Origin of the sequence: Methanothermobacter sp. CaT2 (assembly GCF_000828575.1) — an archaeon.
GTDB lineage: Archaea > Methanobacteriota > Methanobacteria > Methanobacteriales > Methanothermobacteraceae > Methanothermobacter.
In genome coordinates this window covers 348,021-366,733 of record NZ_AP011952.1, presented here as the reverse complement: position 1 = coordinate 366,733, position 18,713 = coordinate 348,021, and the positions used below count along the sequence as shown (strand labels likewise).

The following is an 18,713-nucleotide window of genomic DNA, read 5'->3' as shown; positions in this document are numbered from 1 at the left end:
AGATCCTGAATATGCTGGCAACCACCTCTTATTCTGCAACACCTCCATTTATCTGCGTTTTTTCAGCGCCAGAGAATCATTCTATCTGGTAAATCTCAAACATGTGATCTCTTGCCTTTGATATGTAATATGAGGCTGTCTCATCGGGTGCCAGCCGGCAGAGGAAATCAAAGGTGTACTTCAGGATATCCACCTTGACCTCACGATCAACACAATCAAAGAAATAAGACCTTCTGAGTGCCTCTTCCCGCCCCACATCTGTGCTGCAGATCTCTCTTATTCTCCTGTTCATGTCGAAGGGGTTCTTTATTTCATCCAGTTTCTCTAAGAGGCTGCGCTCTGATAGGTCCATCATACCTTCACCATCAATAAACCGTTCATTGAACTCCACATCAACAATCTCACCGTCCTCAACCGTAAAGGCGTAGACGCTACAATATGACTCCAGATCATAAGAAAAATCAACCATGACCTCAGTGATATACAGTGCAACAGGTAGCAACATATCAATAAACCATGACCTGACCATTAGAGGATCAAAATCCCCTAAATCCACATTACTCAGATCAAGATCCATATAATCTGCATCAAAATATGCAATAAAGTCTTCATCATACCTGAAGGATGAAATAATGTACTCCCTGTTATCCTGGTAGGTCCTAGTAAAAACCTCTCTAATCCCATCATCGGGCATACCATCTATAACATAATTAAATGCCGTATCACACAGCCTCTCCTTATTATCATCATAGAATGCCTCAGTGAAACGTTTCCATCCATCATTAACTGATTCCTTATCAAACAGGTGTTCATATTCATACTCATTAACCAGCTCCACCAGTACATCAGCCGTTTCATCATCAATATCTGACATGACATAAACGCCGTCAGGTAACTTATTCTGTCTTTCTAAATCTACCATCTTTAACAGCTCCACCTAAACAAAAGCTTCATCAACCATAAATAATCCCATAACTCACCGATAACTCCAAAAAGAGGTAATCCATTAATTCGAACCATTATTCATCAAACCTTAAAACATTTAATATCGTCAATCTTCCAGATCTGACCACCAAACTCCTTAACCTGTTTCAGAGTCAGCTCCTTACCACGAAGCTCATACGGGACATGAGGGAGAACCACATGGAAGTACTCAACACCCTTACGGAGTAACCTCCGGATCAGGTGGATAGGGAGAATACCGTAAACAATATCGCCTTTTCTCATCCTCAGCATCATCTCATTACTAAGATGACCAGTCACGAAGACGTCCCGGTCAAGGCCCTTACCATTCAGTTTAGCCAGTATCCAGTCCACAGTACTCTGGTGCCTCGTAATAATATATATTCTACCATCATCCATTTCATTACACATAAAATCACCTCGGATAGAATTGTTTCTCCTCACTATATACAACAAGTTCAAACACCACCAACAAACCCAGAAACACAAACAAAACCACCGCAAAGACGCACAGACCCAGAAAAGACTCGAAGTACTCAAACAAACACAAAAAATAACAAAAAACAAAACACAGACCCAAAAAGACCAGAAAAACAACACAAACACACCCAAAAAAACCGAAACACTTAAATACTGAAAGGGATTTCTGCAGCAGAAGGGAGACAACATACATGTCAACAGAGCACACGTGGTCATACCTCACCTTCATCATCAGGCAGTGATCAATCCAGGAATCCACTCTGAAAAAATCAGAAGAAACCCTTTGCCATGCAGGGATCAAAGATGTCAGCGCTCACGTGAACAAAAAAGTAGAAGAAACCTCACCATACTGAAAAGATTATTTTACTGTGATGAAACAGATATATATTCATGCAGATTCTGAGGGGTATTGGTGCGGGTGCAGGCAGGAGCAGTGGAAGGGTCCGCATAATACGGAACCTCGAGGACGCGAGGAACCTTGAATGGGGAGAGGTGGCTGTTTTCAGGAAGATATCCCGGGACATGCTACCTGAGATCCGGAGGGCAGGCGCTGTCATAGCAAACTACGGCGGCCTCACAAGTCACGCCGCGATAACCCTCCGGGAGCTTGGCATACCCTGTGTCCTTGGAACAGAGGTTGCCACCGAGGTCCTCCGTGAAGGTATGATAGTAACGGTTGATGGAAAAACAGGGGGGATCTACCGCGGGGTGATGGACTGGGTGAAGGCTGAGGATACCCCCGGTTTCCATGAGACAGCCACCGATGTCATGGTAAACCTCAACTTTCCCTGGCTGGCACCAAAGGTGGCTGAATTCGCAGACGGTGTCGGCTCAGTAAGGATAGAAAATATGGTGATAGAGACCGGGAAACACCCCCACCTCCTCCTGAGAGAGGGAAAACTGGCAGGAGTCCTTGAGAAGGGGCTCAGGGAGATACTTGAGGCCTTTCACCCGAAACCCGTCATATTCAGGACCTTCGATATCCCTGTTGATGAGCTCACAAATCTAAGGGGCTCCTTCGAAGCCTGTGAGAGGAACCCGTTCCTTGGAATGAGGGCTATAACAAGGGACCTGATGGAACCTGAGATCCTGATGGCTGAATTCGAGGCCCTTGGGAACCTCCTGGATTCTGGTTACAGGAACCTCCAGCTTAAGTTCCCATTTCTCAGGGACATGGATGAGTACGTGACTGCAGTTGAACTCCTGGAGGAGTCAGGAATCACGCCCCACAGGGATATAGTGGTCGGGGCATCAGTGGAGACACCATCGGTGGCCCTCCAGATTGATGAACTCCTGGCCGCTGGCGCTGATTTCATATCCCTTGGCATGAGTGACCTCACAATGTGCAGCCTTGCAGTTGACCGCAGAAGCACCCGCGTGGCCGGCCTCTTTAACCTCTCACACCCTGCAGTGCTTGGACTGGTGGGAGATGTTATAGGAGCCTGTCATGAGGGTGGTGTGAATGTCTATGCCGCTGGATACGCTGCAACCAGTTACATGCTAGTCAGGAGACTTGTTGAGATGGGTGTTGACGGTGTATCCACAAGCCCGGACAAGATCCTGAGGATGAAGTACTTCATAGCCAGGATAGAAAGGTCCCTGATGCTCAGGGGCGCTGGAAGGGTGGAATAGTTCATTCAAGTGGGAACGTGATCCTGAAGAATGCGCCATCCCTGTTTCCATATTCCAGTTCACCCCCAATCTGCATCACAAGGTTTGATACAAGCTGCATTCCGAGTGATTCCAGTTCATCAATGTTAAAGTCCTCAGGGAGCCCCCTGCCGTTATCTGATATTTCAAGGATACCAAGATCATCCTCCCTCTTGAGTGAGATCACTATCCTGCCTCTGTCCCCTGTGAAGGCGTGTTTGATTGAATTGGAGATTATCTCATTGGTTATCAGGCCCAGGGGGATGCACCTGTCCATCTCAGCCATTATATCATCATAGTGGACATCGAGATCCACAAGGAGGCCACCGGTGGACTGCAGGGTGGTCATCTCCTCTGCAATTGCCCTGAGGTAGTCTCCAACATTTATCATGGAGAGGCTGCTTGACCTGTATATCTTCTCATGGGCAACTGCCATGGCCCTGACCCTCATCTGGCTATCCCTGAGGACATTGAGGGTCTCCTGGTTGTCTGTATATGCTGTCTGGAGGGACAGCAGACTTGCCACTATCTGGAGGTTGTTCTTGACCCGGTGGTGTATCTCCCTCAGCAGGACCTCCTTCTCACGGAGGGATTCCCTGAGCTGATTTCGCATGGTTATCCTCTGCAGACCATCGGATATTTCCCCTCCAAGTACCTCCAGGAACTCAGTTTTTTCTTTAACGTCACTGTATGCTGCCTGGAGCCTTAAGACACCCCTTACAGCCCCATCCACACTCAGGGGTATCTCAATGATTTCTCCATCCACCCTGACACCTTCTGTATCTGGAATGCTGTCTGGAGGTATCAATCCCCTCTCAACCTTTAAATCTGGGTCAAGGTATGCTGATCCCCCATTGAATTCAGGGCATCTGATTATGAAATCAAGGACTCCCCTGAGGAATAATTCAGGGTCTTCTGTATCAGCCAGCTTGAGTATGATATTTATGAGCCTGAGGTGGTTCCAGTGCTCATTCATCCTCCTCCTGTAGCTGATCTGCTTTACAGCCAGCATATAGTACTGTGAGATGTGCCTGACAGCCCTGAGATCCGCTTTGCTGAAGCTGCTGCCCCTGAGTATGAACTCTGAGCTCATATCTGCAGAGGAGGAGGTTATGCGGATCATTTTACCATCCTCTGAGAGTCCCTCAAGGTCTGGAACCTCTTCAGTGGGTTCCATCCCTTCTGTGATGGTGATTGTCTCCCCATTTCTCAGTCTTATGATTCCTCCATCTGCGCCTGTAACTTTGCATGTAGCATCGAGTATGTACTCTGTGAATTCCACCAGATTATCAGTTGAGACCGCTTGTGGGTAGATTTCACTGAGGACCCTTCTAACACGGAGTTCATCCCTCAGTTTCCGCTGGGACTCCCTGAGTTTTGTTATGTCATTGAAGCTCAGGATCATCTGACCTGAATCTGGAAGATCACCCCTGTGGACCATGACATGGAGGTTTCCCCTGACCCCCTTCATCCTTATCAGCGCCCTCTGGGATTCCCGGAGTTTCTCAAGTTTCTGAAGTTCATCCTGGTCCAGCAGGTCCCTTAAATTGAAGCCCTCATCAACACCGAAGAGTTCCCTGAAGACCCTGTTTGTCCCTGTGATATTCCACTCCCGGTCTGTGATGGCTGTGGGGGTGGCCCTGTTCTCAAATATTGCCCTGTAACGGTTCTTTGATCTTCTGAGTTTCTCCTTGGTTTCAATGTAATCTGTAACGTCCCTCAGTATCTCTATGGCCCCCACGGTTCTATCCTCCGCATCACAGATCGGGGATGCCTTGAGCTGGAAGTGCCTGCCCATGTGCTCAACATGGACCTCTGCATAGATTGCATTACCCTCCCTGCTGATGTTGCGGTACCTTGAAGGGGCCCTTCCAGGGTTCAGCAGGAATTCAAGGAGCCCCGGCGTCCTCCTGCCATAGAACGGAACTGCGTAGACCCTGTTACCCCTCCCGAGGATTTCCTCCTTTTTCACGCCTGTGAGTCTCTCAATCTCACGGTTCCAGGCTATCACCCTTCCACGGGTATCCAGGGCGAAGGTAGGGTCGGGTATGGACTCCAGCAGGTCCCTGAACTTTCTGTGCTCCTCCTTTAACTTCCTGTGGGCCCTGTAGAGTTCAGTCATGTCCCTGACAATGCCCATCACAATGTCACCTGATCTGCTGAGGACCACCCTTGTCGGGAATGTCTCACCGCTGATCTTCCTGTGGATCCATGTGAACTCGCATTTTTCGCCATTCATTGCCCTCTCAATAAGTTTCCGGGCAATTTCTGAGGACTTACCATGGTGCTGGTACTCAGGTGATAGCTCCCATGGTTTTCTGCCCAGTATGTCTTCCTCATCTCCCCCGAATAGTTCAAGGGCCCTGCTGTTACATCCTATTATCCTGAAGTCCTTCATCAGGAATATTGCATCACCTGCATTCTCAAAGAGTTCCCGGTACCTTGAGGAAATATCATTCATCCTCTGCTCAGAGTCCATCCTCCTGAGGGCACCGGCTGTGCTGGATGCTATCTCCCTGAGGAAGCCCAGCTCCTCATCGTCAATCATCCTGGGGGCTGAGACCACAAGGTAAAGGGGTTTGCTGCAATCTTCAAGTTCAATGACTGCAGTTGAGGTATCCTCCCCGGCGATGATGCCTGGCCGGAGTGGTGATACTCTTTTTTCACCCTCCCCTGCAATCACGGTTCCATCAGATTCCCTGAAGGATGCTCCTGAGTATCTGGCCTCCATCAGGATCCCGGAAACCCCTTCCATCAATTCCTGAGGGGTGGCTGAGATGGCTGCCTGGCGGTTGATCCTGCTTAGAAGTCTGAGGCAGCTGTTGTTCCTCCTCAGCGTCCTCTCAAGCATTTTCTGGGGCGTTATATCCCTGAACATGCAGAATCCTCCCCTGAAGCCGGAGGATTCAATGAGGGGGTGACCTGAGAGTATCACCCACCTTGTCCCGTCATCCGTCCTGAAACGGAGTTCATGTTCACCCGAGGATCCCCTTCTGCATGAATCAAGGATTCGCTCCATGGTCTCCCTGTCAGAGGGATGTATAAAATCAAATATCTTCCTTCCGATAATCTCGTCCCTTCTCATGGAGAGGAGGTCAGCCATCCTCTCATTGCAGTACTGGATGCTTCCATCAGCATTGAATACGCAGACACCCTCACCTGTGGTTTCCAGTATCTCCTGGTACCTCCTGCTGGTATGTGAGAGCAGGTTCTGGATCCGGTTCTTGTAGATTGCAAGTTCCATTGCGTAGCCAAGTTCCCGGGAGTTGAAGGGCTTGAGGAGGTAGGCCTCAGGTTCAACCTCGGCTGCCCTCTCAAATACCTCCCTGCTGGAGTAGGCTGTTATGAAAATCAGGGGGATGTCCATCTCCTTCTTTATGGCCCTTGCTGCTGTGACTCCATCCACATCTGAGGGGAGTACTATGTCCATGAGGATGACGTCGGGTTTCATCCTCAGCGCGGTTTCAATGGCATCCTCCCCGGTCCTTACAGTGACAGTCTCATACCCCCAGGATTCCAGGAGCCTTGAAAGTTCAAGGGAGGTTACAGCCTCGTCCTCAACGACAAGGGCAGATGGCATGGATATTATATTATTTTTTCTATTATATTAATTTTTTTATTGAAAGAAAAAAGTTGAATGTATATCTGTAAACCATTGTGGTTGATTATGTGTGCAGTGGGGCCGGTTTCTGTGCAGGATATCCTTTCCGGGTCCATATTCTGCTACAACCGTATAATTTCAATCCAGGCTAACAATGCGGAGCTACCAAACTTCCTATTCAAGCTCATATTCAAGGCCAAGAAGAACCTCCCTGATCCTGTTAAGGGTCTCATCGGGGGCATCCCAGTAACCCCTCTCAGCTGTTTCAAGGAGTATCTCACCCATCCTCACAGCCGCATAGGGGTTGTTCTCTGAGATCCTCCTCCTCATCTCATCATCAAGGATCAGGGTTTCTGCAACATCATCATAGACCCAGTTATCCACTGCACCGGTCGTTGCAGAGAATCCCAGGAGGTGTTCCACCCGGTCCTTGATGTTCTTGGCACCATGGTGGTCATGGGCGAGCATCCCATCCAGCCAGACCGGATTGAGGATTCTGCACCTTGCAGCCCTCCCTATAACCTCATCAAGGCCCTCAACGTAGATTTCATCCTCAGTTGAATCCACGACCCTGACGCTGCAGGAACCCCCCAGGCTCCGCACCGAGGAGGTGAGGCCGCCCATGAATTCATAGTAATGGTCAAGGTCTGTCACCTCATACTCCACGTTATCCCTCTCCTGGGCCACGAGCTCAACCCTCTGGAGGTTCCTCCTGAATTCATCCGGTGCCTCTCTCACAGAATCCGGGAGATAGGCGTAACACATCTCCCCCAGGTAGGCTGCTGCCAGTTCATCCTCCTGATCCCAGGCACCACCTCCTATGATATCAGGGATGCTGCTGGCATACTCCGCTGGTCCAGGTCCGAATATCCTCGGGGGGACCTTCACCTCTCCATCCTCAAGGTTGTGTTTCAGGATGTAATTATCCTCAGGGTCCTCGTCAAGACCTGCAACAGTTTTGAAGGCCCTGTTAAGTATCTCAATCTGGGATCCGAGTGTGTCCCTGAATATGCCGCAGATGTTCACCAGGACATCAACCCTGGGTCTTCCAAGCTCATTGAGGGGTATGACATCTATGTTCTTTGCCCATGGACCATACTTCCTGTTTATGCGCACCCCCAGGAGTTCCAGGATCATTGAAATGGTATCTCCACCTGTTTTAAGGGTTTCGAATCCCCATAGAACCACTGCAACGGTCTCGGGGTACCTCCCATTTTCCTCCAGGTAGTCCTCAAGGAGTTTTCTGGCTGCAAGCCTGCCCCTTGATTCGGCCAGGGGTGCCGGTATCTTCATGGGGTCAAAGGCGTGCATGGAGTAGCCTGTCGGGTATACCTCAGGGTCCCTGATTGGGTCTCCGCCCCTGGAGGGGTTCACATACCTTCCCTCAAGTGCCTCAAGGAGGCCCCTGCTTTCACCCCTGAAGTCACAACGCTCAGATAAGCTACGCACCCATTCAACGTATTCAGGGGGAAGATCCACTGACTTCCCTGTTAGTATCCTCTTCAAAGCCTCAGCCGCGTGCCTCTCAATCTCCCATCCTGTGGCTGTATCCATTGAACCCCTGTAATCCAGTCCAAGCTTCTCTGCCACCATTGAATGGATGGAGGGGTATTCCCTGTCAAATCTGAGTACACCGAGGAGGTAGCTGACCATGTCATTGGGGTCCCACTCTGAGTCCATTATGTGAAGGCCCCTTGGTATCAGTCGCCTTTTCATCCTGAAGAGTTCAGACTCAATCTCAGGGATATCCCCCCTCAGGTTAAGCTGTGAGGCCCTCTCAATTATTTCATCCCTCAACCCATCATCAGGGTCCCCATGCCACTGGTCGATGAGTTCTTCCAGTACCAGGTAGTCACCGTAGAGGTCAGACTGCCTCACAGGTGGTGACGCATGTGCCACCGGGAGGGCGTAGGTTCTTCTTCTTGCTATGGTCGACTCTGAGGTGTTACCTGCCCAGTAAAGGTATATGTTGGGGAGCTCCCCCAGGAGCAGGTCAGGGTAGCATTCAGCCCCCAGGGCGGTCTCCCTTCCGGGCAGAAACTCAAGGGTCCCGTGCATCCCGAAGTGGATGATGGCGTCAAGTCCCAGTGAATTGAGGTAGGCGTAGAAGGCCAGGTACTGGTGGTGGGGTGGATTATCCCTGCTATGGTAGCTGTCGGTCTCCATGATCCCGCGGGAGGGCTGTATGCACAGGTAGACCGAGCCCAGTTCAGTCACCGGGATGATGATGTCATCACCATCAACCATCAGCTCCCCCGGTGGTTCGCCCCACCTTGCCCTCACATCATCCTGGATCCTCTCTGGCAGACGACTGAAAAATTCCAGGTAATCACTGAGGGGGATCCTCTGGCCGCCATATTCATGGTAGGATGGACTGTTGATGAGTCCCTCCCTCATGAGAATATCCTTGATGGGTTCATCAGGTATCCTCACACTGTATCCCCTCTCCCTCAGCCTCCTGAGGAAAACCTCCAGGCTTTCAAATACGTCAAGGTAGCCCGCGTTTCCAAGGTTGGCCTCCCCCGGAGGGTAGTCATAGAGGATTATCCCTATCCTCTTCTCATGGTTCTCCATTGTCCTCAGCTTCAGCCAGTTGAGTATCCTTGCAGCGAATCTGTCCATGCGCTCTGGCACCACGTCAACAACCCTCACCTCCCCCAGGTCGGGGTCATTGAGAGTCCTCATACCCGCCGTGAATACCGGTTCAAAGCCTCCGTCAAGTTCAGGGAGTGTTATGCCAAGAACTATCTCCATCGGGTTGAGGCCATCACCACCTGCCTCCCATTCGTCGAGGTCTGTCTCATAGCCCCTCAGGCAGATGAGGTATGGGGCGCCTATCCTCCTCAGGAGCCTCCTTGTGGCCTCAGGGTCGCCGCCCAGGGGGCCCCGGTTCAGCTGGAAGTACTGCATGTTGACAAAGAGGTCCACGTCCCCCATGTACTCCTCGATGGCCCTCAGGTTGTTCTCGACGTCCGAGAAGACCACGGTGCAGTTCACATTTCCATGGAGGCGACTGTAGAGTTCCTCAACCAGGGGTCTCGTGTCATCGAAGTGCATCCCTGAATAGAAGAGCATGCCAACTGTTGGGAGCTCCGGGTTGAAGTTTGAAGCCCGCCTGTAGGACTCCAGGTCCCTGTAGAATCCCCTGAAGGGGAGGTAGAGCCCGTAGGGCGGCATCTCCACCGGGTCCTCGAAGGGAACCTCCAGGTCTGTGTAGCTGTCCAGGAGGAAGAGTATCAGGTTCATGAGGTTGTCGGGGTCGCCGGCCCCATAGTAGTCCATGGCCTGGAACCATCTCTTGAGGTCATCCCTGATCTCATCTGACCCATGCAGTTCGAGTATGGCTTCAAGGTCCCTCTCCCTTACAAGTGAATCTATCCTTCCAGGTGCCGCTGCAACGAGTTCACCAAGATCAAGTTTGCCCATGGATGTCAGGGAAAGTATGTGGTTGCTCCCCCACACCAGGGATATGACTGTCTTATCCCTGTCCCTGAGGATGCCCGGGAGTTCCCTCCCTATCCTCTCGTTACCCCTTATATCCACGAGTATTATGTCGGATTCATCGATGTATTCAGCCACGTCGTCCATGGGGACGCGGGGGTCCTCATATTTCTCAAGGTAGACCTTAGTTATGCTTACAATGTCCCCATGTTCCTCCCTTATCCTGGTCAGCGCCTCCTTCAGTGAGGCCGTGTTGTTCATGGTGGTAACAGCAAGTATCCTCTTCATAAGTAACCACCACCCATCACCACAGTGAATACCACTTTCTTCATTATCAGTCACCTCAAACATGTTGATACTGAATCAGCGCCCGCTACTTCATGATCCGGGAGGACCAGGGCACCGTTATCCATCATGATCGTCCGGTCTGCAACCATCTGAAGGAACTCCAGGTCATGGGAGATCAGAATCATGGCCACCCCCATTCCCTTCAGTTTACCTATCCACCCTGCAAGTCTTTTCATGTTATCAAGGTCCATGCCCGTCGTTGGCTCATCCATTATTATGAGATCTGGTTTTCTGAAGAGATAAACGGATATGAGTGTTCTCTGCTTTTCACCGCCGCTGAGTGAATGGGGGTGTCTCTCCATCAGCTGATGGAGCTTCATGGTCTCAAGGAGGTCCTCAACATCCCCATCAGAATAATCATCCAGACCGAAGGTTATCTCCCTCTTCACAGTATCCATGAACAGCTGATGGTCCGGGTCCTGCATCACAAGACCGGCGGTGCCCTCAACCCTGATCTCACCCATCTCCGGCTCTATGAGTCCCACAATCAGCCTTGCAAGGGTCGTCTTTCCAGAGCCATTCGGGCCAGTCAATCCCAGGACCTCGCCCCTCCAGAGATCCAGGTTAACACCATCGAGCCTGAAGTCTCCCTGGGTGTGGGAGATGTTCATTACCCTCAGTACAGGGTCCTGTTTCGTTTCAGGATGGGTGGAAACCTGAAAGAAAGGCCTCAGACCGCGCCCTCCACAGGACCTCTGATTGAAACCTGGAGATGGAGACCTCAGACCGTACCTTTCCCTGAATTCAGGGTCCAGGAGGTTATCAGTGTCTGTCTCCTCAACGATCATGCCCTCATCCATCACCACGACCCTGTCAAAGACCTCAGGGACCCTGTAAGTTCTGTGGTCAATCAGGATCAGTGTTTTATCCCTAAGGTTTTTGAGGATGCTGAAAAGGTCATCGGTGGATCCCTGATCCAGGTTGGATGTTGGCTCATCCATGAGGAGGATTTCAGGGGACATGGAGAGCTGTGATGCTATTGCAACCCTCTGCTTCTCACCCTCTGAGAGGTTGAAAACGCTTTCATGCCTCTTATGCTCCATACCAACCCTCCGGAGCGCATCCTCCACGCGTTCCTCACGTTTATCCAGCTGGAGGGTATCTGGCCCCAGGGATACCTCCGAATTAACATTCAATGTGAAGAACTGGGACTCAGGATTCTGGAAGACGTATCCAACATCCGCTGCAAGGTCCCCGGGGGTGAGGGAGTCTGTGTCCCTGCCCATCACCCTGACTGTTCCATCCATCTCCCCTCCCATCATGGAGGGTATCACCGCAGTTACTGCCCTTGCAAGGGTTGATTTTCCACTCCCACTTCTTCCTGTGATGAAGACCGATTCACCCCTTTTAACCCTTAAGCTGACGTCCCTGAGGGCCAGCCGCTCCTGATTGGGGTACCGGTAGCTCACACCATCAAGGAGGATTGCGTCCAATCAGACCACCGCCCCATCCATTATCACGAGGGATGCGAAGATAACAGTGAAGAATGCTAAAAAGGTGATATCCCTCCCGCTTAACATGAGACTCCCTACGGGACCTTCACGAGGGTTAAAGCCCCTGGTCTCTGCAGCGATGGCCACCTCATCTGAAATCTTCACAGTCCTTATTATCATGGGTATTATGAGTCCCCTGTAGAGGAGGGAAGGCCTCCTGATGATGGAAGATCCTGAAAGACTGGTCCTGAGTTTGAGGGAGTCCCATATGGAGGAGGCCTCCACTGCAAGGGCCGGTATGTATCTGAGGGCGACTGTGAGTGTGAAAACTATCTCCCCGGGGATTCTGACGGATCTGAGGGACTCTGCAAGCTTCTGAGGCTCGGTAGTGAATGCAAAGGATAGTCCTGCCGCTGATATTATGAAGAAACGGGCGAAGAAGAGGCTCAGAAATCCCATGGTGTGTGGGTTACCTGAGAGCACCATGATAATGGCAAGGGAAACCAGCCAGAAAAGGATGATGAATGAGAGGAAGGGTGCTGCAAACCTCAGGGACCCTGAATGGGCTATCAGTGCCGTGAAAATGACTCCCATGATTATCAGGAGAGTCAGGTCTGATATGAATGTAGACAGTAGCGTGGCGGATACCACCACAGTGAGCTTTGAGAGGGGGTTTACCTCCACAAGGAACCCCTCAGGGGTTGATGTGAATGGTGAGAACACGGCCTTAAGGTCCAATGAAAGACCTCCATGAGACATTAATCCAGGGCGCCGGCCCTTCTGAGCTCATTTATGATACCGTAACCCACAAGGGCACCCAGCATTCCAAGGACAGATACTGTTATGGCAGATATGATTATCAGTGCCGGTGCCAGCATGAAGCTGGAGAACCCGAAGAGGAAGGGAACCGTGAGGATGACGAGGGTCTCGATGAACTTATCAACACCACAGCCCACTAGAAGGGAATTCCTTGAAGAGTAGACGCCGTATTTCAACCCGACGGCGGCATCCGCTGCAAGGCCTCCCAGGAAGGTCGCGGGTAGTAGGGGAAGGAATGCGGGCATTATGAGTCCACAGATTATCCCGTTAACAAGGCCTATCAGGGTGAAGGTGCCTATCTTTCCCACCTTTGCAAGTCCAACGCTTATGACGATGCAGACAAAGAAGGCGGATGCAATCGACTTGAATGCATCCACAGGTGTTATGGCTGCAACACCAAGGATGGTCACCGTCTGAACGATGTACATCAGGGCTATTATGAGGCCCGTGAAGGCCAGATCAGCTGTTGTGAAATCTCTGAATCTAAACAACAATCACACCTCCATGCGTGTCATGTTTTTTCATAAACTCCCAAAGTCCTAGATCAGTATATCATCAAGGTAGAAGATTTCAGAGCCAAAGCGTGACGCCATGTCCTCAAGTATACCCAGGCTCCTCTTCTCGGGTTCTGCATTAACGAATAAAAGGTTCAGGTTCCTCAGTTCAGTTTCAAGCATATTCATGTCCTCCTCGAGGTTGGAGTTGATGAATACGTTGCAGCGGCCGTCTGATATTACAACGGCTGTGCATGCCTCATCGCTGGATGATGATGCAACCTCAGCTGCCAGTCTGAGTGCCGGTGTGAGGGGTGTCCTCCCGCCTGACCTGAGACCCTCAAGGGCCTCCTCAACGGTCTCAAGATTCGATGTGGGCTCAACCACCAGGTTTGCCTCATATCCCCTGAAGGCTATGAGGGCTATCCTGTTCCTCTTTTCATAGGAGTCCCTCAGGAGCAGCCATGAGACCGTCTTTGCAAATTTTATCTTCCTCTCAAGTCTCATTGATGACGAGGTGTCAAGGACGATTATGTAGAGTGCCCTGGATTTCCCGATCCGAACCTTCTCCATGAGGTGTTCGGGTTCTATGGTTCCGGTTCCAGCTGAAGCAGCCTTCCTCAGGGTTGCATCAACGGCCACGCTGGATGGTTCAGGGTTCTCCCGGGCGCGGACATACTTACCCCTCCTCCCGGTTACCGTTGAACTGCTCTGACCCTGGAGGGATCCCTTCAGGTCAGGGATCTTCAGGTCACGCCTCAGCCTCCGTTCCCTGTCAATCTCTGAGTCATCCTCGAATTCGCCATTCATGATGTCCTCTATAATCTCCTGGCTGAGTTCCTGTTGCCTCTGGAATGGTAGCTGTCTAAGTCTGTGCTTCATGGCAAGGAGCGCAGCCTCCATCACATCATCCCCTGTGACCCTCCTCCTGCCGTTGAATGCCGCCAGTGCCCTCGCGGTCCTTGCAGTTATGATATCGGCCCTGTGGGTCCTGATGCCAAGGGCTGCTGCTATCTCAACTATGAGGCCCAGGGTCTCATCATCCAACTCGACCATCTCAAGTAAACTCCGTGCCCTGATGATTTTCTCCCTGAGCTCCTCCTGTTTCCTCCGGAACCTTGAGTGGAAGGACTCTGGATCCTCCTGGAACTTCATTGCACGCTTTATGACTTCAATTCTTTCATCAGGGTCCTTTATTGCCTCCACATCAACACTGAGGCCGAATCTGTCAAGTATCTGGGGTCTGAGATCACCCTCCTCAGGGTTCATTGTACCTGCAAGTATGAACCTTGATGGATGCTGGATGGATATGCCCTCCCTTTCAATGATATTCACGCCCATGGCTGCTGCATCGAGGAGGACGTTCACTATGTAGTCATCAAGGAGGTTGACCTCATCGATGTAGAGGATGTTGCCGTTGGCACGTGCAAGTATGCCTGGCTCAAGGGCCTTTATTCCATCCCTGAGGGCCCTCTTTATGTCCAGTGAACCCACAACCATATCCTCGGTTGCGGATACAGGGAGGTCGACCACCTCCATCCTGACCTGTCTTGATGGCAGGCTACCCTGTTCCTCAAGTTTTCTGCGGCACTCCATGCATATTTCTGCTCCATCAGGGTCGCATCCGAACCTGCAGCCCTCCACCATTTTCCTATCAGGGAGTACATCCCTCAGTGATCTCACTGCAGTTGATTTACCTGTCCCCTTATCGCCCCTGATCAGGACGCCGCCTATTGATGGGTTTATGGCGTTGAGGATGAGGGCCTTCTTGAGGAGTTCCTGTCCAACGATGGCTGTGAATGGGAAGTAATGATTATCCAAGCTATCACCGGTTCAGTGGTTGTCGCCTAGATTATTTAATAATTTCTAAAAAAAGATTAGTATTACTTATTTAAGTAATAAGGGCAAAATGTAATACTATATCGGGGTTGCGGATACTGTTAAGGGTAACCGCCACTGTGGCTCCCATTCTAAAAGGTGATGAAATGAAGCCACCGCTAAAAAGAAATGATTGAACCCTGACCAGATCTCCAAAGTTTAAGAAAATAAAGGATGAGCCATTATAGAGTCCGGATCCAGCTGGATATGAAAACAGATGGACGGCTCATGCAACATCCCGGTAAACCCTGAGTATTCTCTTCACCTGTTTTACGGTACTGAATGAATCAGCCACCTGAAGCCCCTTCTCCCTTATAGATTCGACTTCAGCCCTGTTTTCAGGATCCAGCACATGGTTTATCTTATCGGCAATGGCAAGTGCATCTCCTATCGGTACACTGTAACCTGTCTCAGAGTCCCTTATAAATTCTTTCAGACCACCAACAGCAGTTGCAATGGTTGGAGTCCCGCATGCAAGGGCTTCCAGTGCAACAAGCCCAAAGGCCTCCTCATTGGAGGGTAATACAAAGACATCTGCAGCGTTCATCCATACTGCCACTTCACTGTAGGGCACCGCATCAAAGAATCTCACATCAGCATCGATTTCATTAAGTCTGTTCTTTACGGTGTCAAAGTATTCCCTATCGACGGGGGCTCCGAGTATTATGCACTGGACATCATCGAATTTAACATGTTCAAGGGATTCGATGAGGTAGAGGACCCCCTTACGAGGTATTATGTTACCCACGAAGAGGACTATCCTCTTATCTAGGGGTAGGCCAAGCCTCCTGCGACATTCTTCCTTATCCATCGGTCTGAATATGCTGGTATCAACCCCCATGTTAATGATATGTATCTTCTCTTCATCAACACCGAATTCGTCTACAAGTTCGTCCCTTATATCCCTGCTGACAGCAATAACTGCAGAGGCCCTCCTGAGGACAAACCTTGAAACTCGAAAGACCCGCTTATTTTTGCTTGCAAGGTTATACACGTCACTGCCATGGGCCGTTATCACAAGTGGTCTGCCCGTTAACCAGTGACATATGAGACCTATGAAGCCCGTTGGAAAGACGTAGTGGGCGTGGATGACATCAAATTTTCTCCGAAGTGAACACCAGATTGATCTTAGCAGAAGGGATCCATACTTGTATATGAGCCGTGGCAATCCCTTCCTCTGGTCCGTGTTTACAACAACAAACTGCTCAAGATCGGTATAACGCCTGAAAGTATCTACGTGAACCTTAATGAAACTGCCGAATGATCTGTTCTCCTCACCGGGATACATATTTGAAATCATTAGAACTCTCTTAACCAAGATAACACCTCTCCGATGGTGTGCTTCATCCATGTGTGAATAACAGTAAGTCAAAAAATGCAATAATCCTATAATCCCTGGAACTTATAAACCTTCGTATTAATAGAAATTACACTTACTCCTTTACTTAAATATACACATCCCCATGCCCTAATTAAAGATTAGAGTTAATCTATGCTTAAAAACCTCTCAAGGGATTCTAGAGCCTTTAGACGTTCCTTTTTCTCGATTTTAGCATCCTCAACGGCGGACCTGAGGTATTCAACTGTACAGTCATAGGTCTCCCTGTCCACAGGGTATGGATAGCCATCCTTCCCGCCATGGGCGTAGCTGTACTTGACAGGGTCCCTCCAGCTTGCCCTCTCCCCATGGACGAGGTCAGCGACAAGGGCAAGGGCCCTCACCTTTTTGGCCCCGAACCCTGAGAGCATTACGAGTTCCTCATAGTCCGCTGGCTGGATCTCATAGGCCCTCTCCAGTACAGCCATGTCCCTCTCTGTGAGGTCCACAGGGAGAACCTCATGGTGGGCTGGCATGTCCAGGACATTGAAGTCAAAGAGCGTCCTCTGGCCCGTTAAATAGCTGCGGATGTGAGACGGGCCATCACAGACCAGGTCAACGCTGGCCTCACGGGCCCCCCTGCTGATGGGTGACGTCATGTCAAGGACCTCACTGAGGGTCCTCTCAGAGGAGATGCCGCTGTGGGGTGACTCGACGTACTCTCCGACCCCTGAGCCGAGCCAGTGGTACCGCCGGGCGTAGCCACCATGTGGGTCAAGGCCCTGCTGGACGACGGCCCATTCACCATCGGAGTCAACCAGGAATGTGTGCTGGTAGAGGTTGAAGCCGTCCTGGATGCAGTTACCATCAACCCGGGCGGATATCCTGCTTGCGTATACCAGCCCTTCAGCGTCCAGGTCGAAGATTTCGGCTGCAGCCTGGAGCTCGGAGGGTGTCCTGCGGGATTTCCTTCCCTTTCCACCTGCAACCATTATCCCGTGAACCTCAGGGTCGAGGGCGGACTTCAGGGCCCCGCAGGTCGTGGTGGTTGTCCCTGATGAGTGCCAGTCAAAGCCTATTACACATGAAAAGGCCTGGAACCAGAAGGGATCAGATATCCTTGATATGAACTCTGAGGTCCCGTACTCCTCAATTATAACCTCTGTAATGGCCCCTGAGAGTTCAATCATCCTCCTCATGAGCCAGGCCGGGGGATGGCCACCGTGAAGCGGCAGGTTTGCAATACCTGTTCTCCTCATTGTATCATCCATGCGTGTACCATCATAACTTCAGCCTGACGTCTCTTTATACTTGCTCTGATACGCTCAACACTGAAACCCGGTAATTACTTAACACCAAACCGGAAGAGGCACCTGTCATCTCCCCTTGCAATCTGCCCCATGGCCCTGAAGTCACCGGGGAGTTCGCTCCATTCAAAACTTAACTTCAGGATGGCCTCACAGTTCAGGCAGAAGCCGGGGTTCTTTCGGGCATCTTCAAGCCAAGGGCAGTTCTCAAATTCAACATAAACGTTCTCTTCGTCCTCAAGGAAACCCACCCTCACAGTGAAGCCTTCAAATATGTCTGCGACCCATGCGAGGTATGCCTCGAGGAGGTCATCGTCCGGATACTCCTCCATGTGGGCCTTGAATCTGGGGCCGAGTTCATGTGTGATCCTGTCCCTGAATATACCTGATAGCAGTTCCCTGATGGCATCCTCATCGGCTCCGGTTGAGGGCATCGCGTTGAGGATGAAGTTATAGAAGTCTGAGATTATCTGCTTCTTCATGAGTTCCTTCTCCCTCATTGCGGATCTGTGCCGGTAGATGGCCATCTCAATGTTGGCATTGAGTTCAGATGACTTGAAGGGCTTCACTATGTACCCGTAGGGCTCTGTGACCTTTGCACGTGTCAGCATCTCCTCATCGGCATAGGCTGTCAGGTATATTATCGGGATGTTGAACTGGTCCCGGATCCTTCTTGCAGCCTCTATACCATCCATTTCGCCCTTCAGGACGATGTCCATGAGAACGAGGTCCGGTTCATGGACCTTGCACGCCATTATGGCGTCCTTACCTGTTGAAACTGTCTCCACAACCCTGTGACCCATTGATTCAAGTTTGTGGGTTATACCCATGGCCACTATGGCCTCGTCCTCAACAACAAGAATTTTTGCCATGATAAACCTCCTTTATGGAACCGCTATCACTGAGGACTAATGTCTGGACATTGCCCCTGATACTTTGATGTCACTGCAGAATAAGGTTTAATGTGACGCCGTGACCAGA

General features: G+C 50.7%; 12 protein-coding genes. 1 reads left to right on the top strand and 11 read right to left on the bottom strand.

The window, feature by feature from the left end; all coding sequences use genetic code 11:
- Positions 1 to 76 precede the first annotated feature (76 nt).
- Together MTCT_RS01985 and csx16 are read right to left on the bottom strand one after the other, a co-directional pair.
- Positions 77 to 937 carry a hypothetical protein gene (locus MTCT_RS01985; RefSeq protein ID WP_147299761.1) on the bottom strand — a complete coding sequence of 287 codons (861 nt, stop codon included), beginning with the start codon at positions 935 to 937 and terminating at the stop codon, positions 77 to 79.
- A gap of 89 nt (positions 938 to 1,026) precedes the next feature.
- Positions 1,027 to 1,374 carry a CRISPR-associated protein Csx16 gene (gene csx16 / locus MTCT_RS09340; protein ID WP_048175300.1) on the bottom strand — a complete coding sequence of 116 codons (348 nt, stop codon included), beginning with the start codon at positions 1,372 to 1,374 and terminating at the stop codon, positions 1,027 to 1,029.
- Between the two features lie 459 nt (positions 1,375 to 1,833).
- On the opposite strand from csx16, the gene MTCT_RS01970 reads away from it, so the two are divergent.
- On the top strand, positions 1,834 to 3,075 hold the full coding sequence (locus tag MTCT_RS01970) for a putative PEP-binding protein (RefSeq protein ID WP_048175298.1): 1,242 nt from the start codon (positions 1,834 to 1,836) through the stop codon (positions 3,073 to 3,075).
- 1 nt (position 3,076) lies between these two features.
- On the opposite strand, the gene MTCT_RS09070 is transcribed toward MTCT_RS01970, so the two are convergent.
- From MTCT_RS09070 to MTCT_RS01925, 9 genes are all read right to left on the bottom strand, one after another.
- Positions 3,077 to 6,673: a PAS domain S-box protein gene (locus MTCT_RS09070; RefSeq protein WP_052457309.1), complete on the bottom strand. Its 3,597-nt coding sequence runs from the start codon at positions 6,671 to 6,673 to the stop codon at positions 3,077 to 3,079.
- Between the two features lie 195 nt (positions 6,674 to 6,868).
- Positions 6,869 to 10,423, bottom strand: a complete 3,555-nt coding sequence (locus MTCT_RS01960; protein ID WP_052457307.1) for a cobaltochelatase subunit CobN — start codon at positions 10,421 to 10,423, stop codon at positions 6,869 to 6,871.
- Positions 10,424 to 10,473: 50 nt separating this feature from the next.
- Positions 10,474 to 11,916 carry an ABC transporter ATP-binding protein gene (locus MTCT_RS01955; protein WP_010876093.1) on the bottom strand — a complete coding sequence of 481 codons (1,443 nt, stop codon included), beginning with the start codon at positions 11,914 to 11,916 and terminating at the stop codon, positions 10,474 to 10,476.
- Complete coding sequence (locus tag MTCT_RS01950; RefSeq protein ID WP_048060821.1) at positions 11,917 to 12,654, bottom strand: CbiQ family ECF transporter T component; 738 nt, start codon at positions 12,652 to 12,654, stop codon at positions 11,917 to 11,919.
- A 20-nt stretch (positions 12,655 to 12,674) separates the two neighbouring features.
- Positions 12,675 to 13,226, bottom strand: a complete 552-nt coding sequence (locus tag MTCT_RS09065) for an MptD family putative ECF transporter S component (protein ID WP_052261154.1) — start codon at positions 13,224 to 13,226, stop codon at positions 12,675 to 12,677.
- A gap of 48 nt (positions 13,227 to 13,274) precedes the next feature.
- Positions 13,275 to 15,050 carry a magnesium chelatase subunit D family protein gene (locus MTCT_RS09125; protein ID WP_010876090.1) on the bottom strand — a complete coding sequence of 592 codons (1,776 nt, stop codon included), beginning with the start codon at positions 15,048 to 15,050 and terminating at the stop codon, positions 13,275 to 13,277.
- Between the two features lie 283 nt (positions 15,051 to 15,333).
- The gene (locus MTCT_RS01935; protein WP_048175297.1) at positions 15,334 to 16,425 is read right to left on the bottom strand and encodes a glycosyltransferase family 4 protein; all 1,092 of its coding nucleotides are present in this window, start codon (positions 16,423 to 16,425) and stop codon (positions 15,334 to 15,336) included.
- Positions 16,426 to 16,592: 167 nt separating this feature from the next.
- Entirely contained in the window at positions 16,593 to 17,684 is a 1,092-nt protein-coding gene (locus tag MTCT_RS01930; protein ID WP_048176514.1) for a DUF763 domain-containing protein, read from the bottom strand.
- Between the two features lie 86 nt (positions 17,685 to 17,770).
- A complete protein-coding gene (locus MTCT_RS01925; protein WP_010876086.1) occupies positions 17,771 to 18,604 on the bottom strand; it encodes a methanogen output domain 1-containing protein in 834 nt (277 codons plus the stop codon).
- Positions 18,605 to 18,713: the final 109 nt, after the last annotated feature.

What these genes read in the sequence shown, in the direction of transcription:
- csx16 (WP_048175300.1), bottom strand. Translation starts at nt 1,374, where the DNA reads ATGTGTAATGAAATGGATGATGGTAGAATATATATTATTACGAGGCAC.
- MTCT_RS01970 (WP_048175298.1), top strand. Translation starts at nt 1,834, where the DNA reads ATGCAGATTCTGAGGGGTATTGGTGCGGGTGCAGGCAGGAGCAGTGGA.
- MTCT_RS09070 (WP_052457309.1), bottom strand. Translation starts at nt 6,673, where the DNA reads ATGCCATCTGCCCTTGTCGTTGAGGACGAGGCTGTAACCTCCCTTGAA.
- MTCT_RS01960 (WP_052457307.1), bottom strand. Translation starts at nt 10,423, where the DNA reads ATGAAGAGGATACTTGCTGTTACCACCATGAACAACACGGCCTCACTG.
- MTCT_RS01930 (WP_048176514.1), bottom strand. Translation starts at nt 17,684, where the DNA reads ATGAGGAGAACAGGTATTGCAAACCTGCCGCTTCACGGTGGCCATCCC.
- MTCT_RS01925 (WP_010876086.1), bottom strand. Translation starts at nt 18,604, where the DNA reads ATGGCAAAAATTCTTGTTGTTGAGGACGAGGCCATAGTGGCCATGGGT.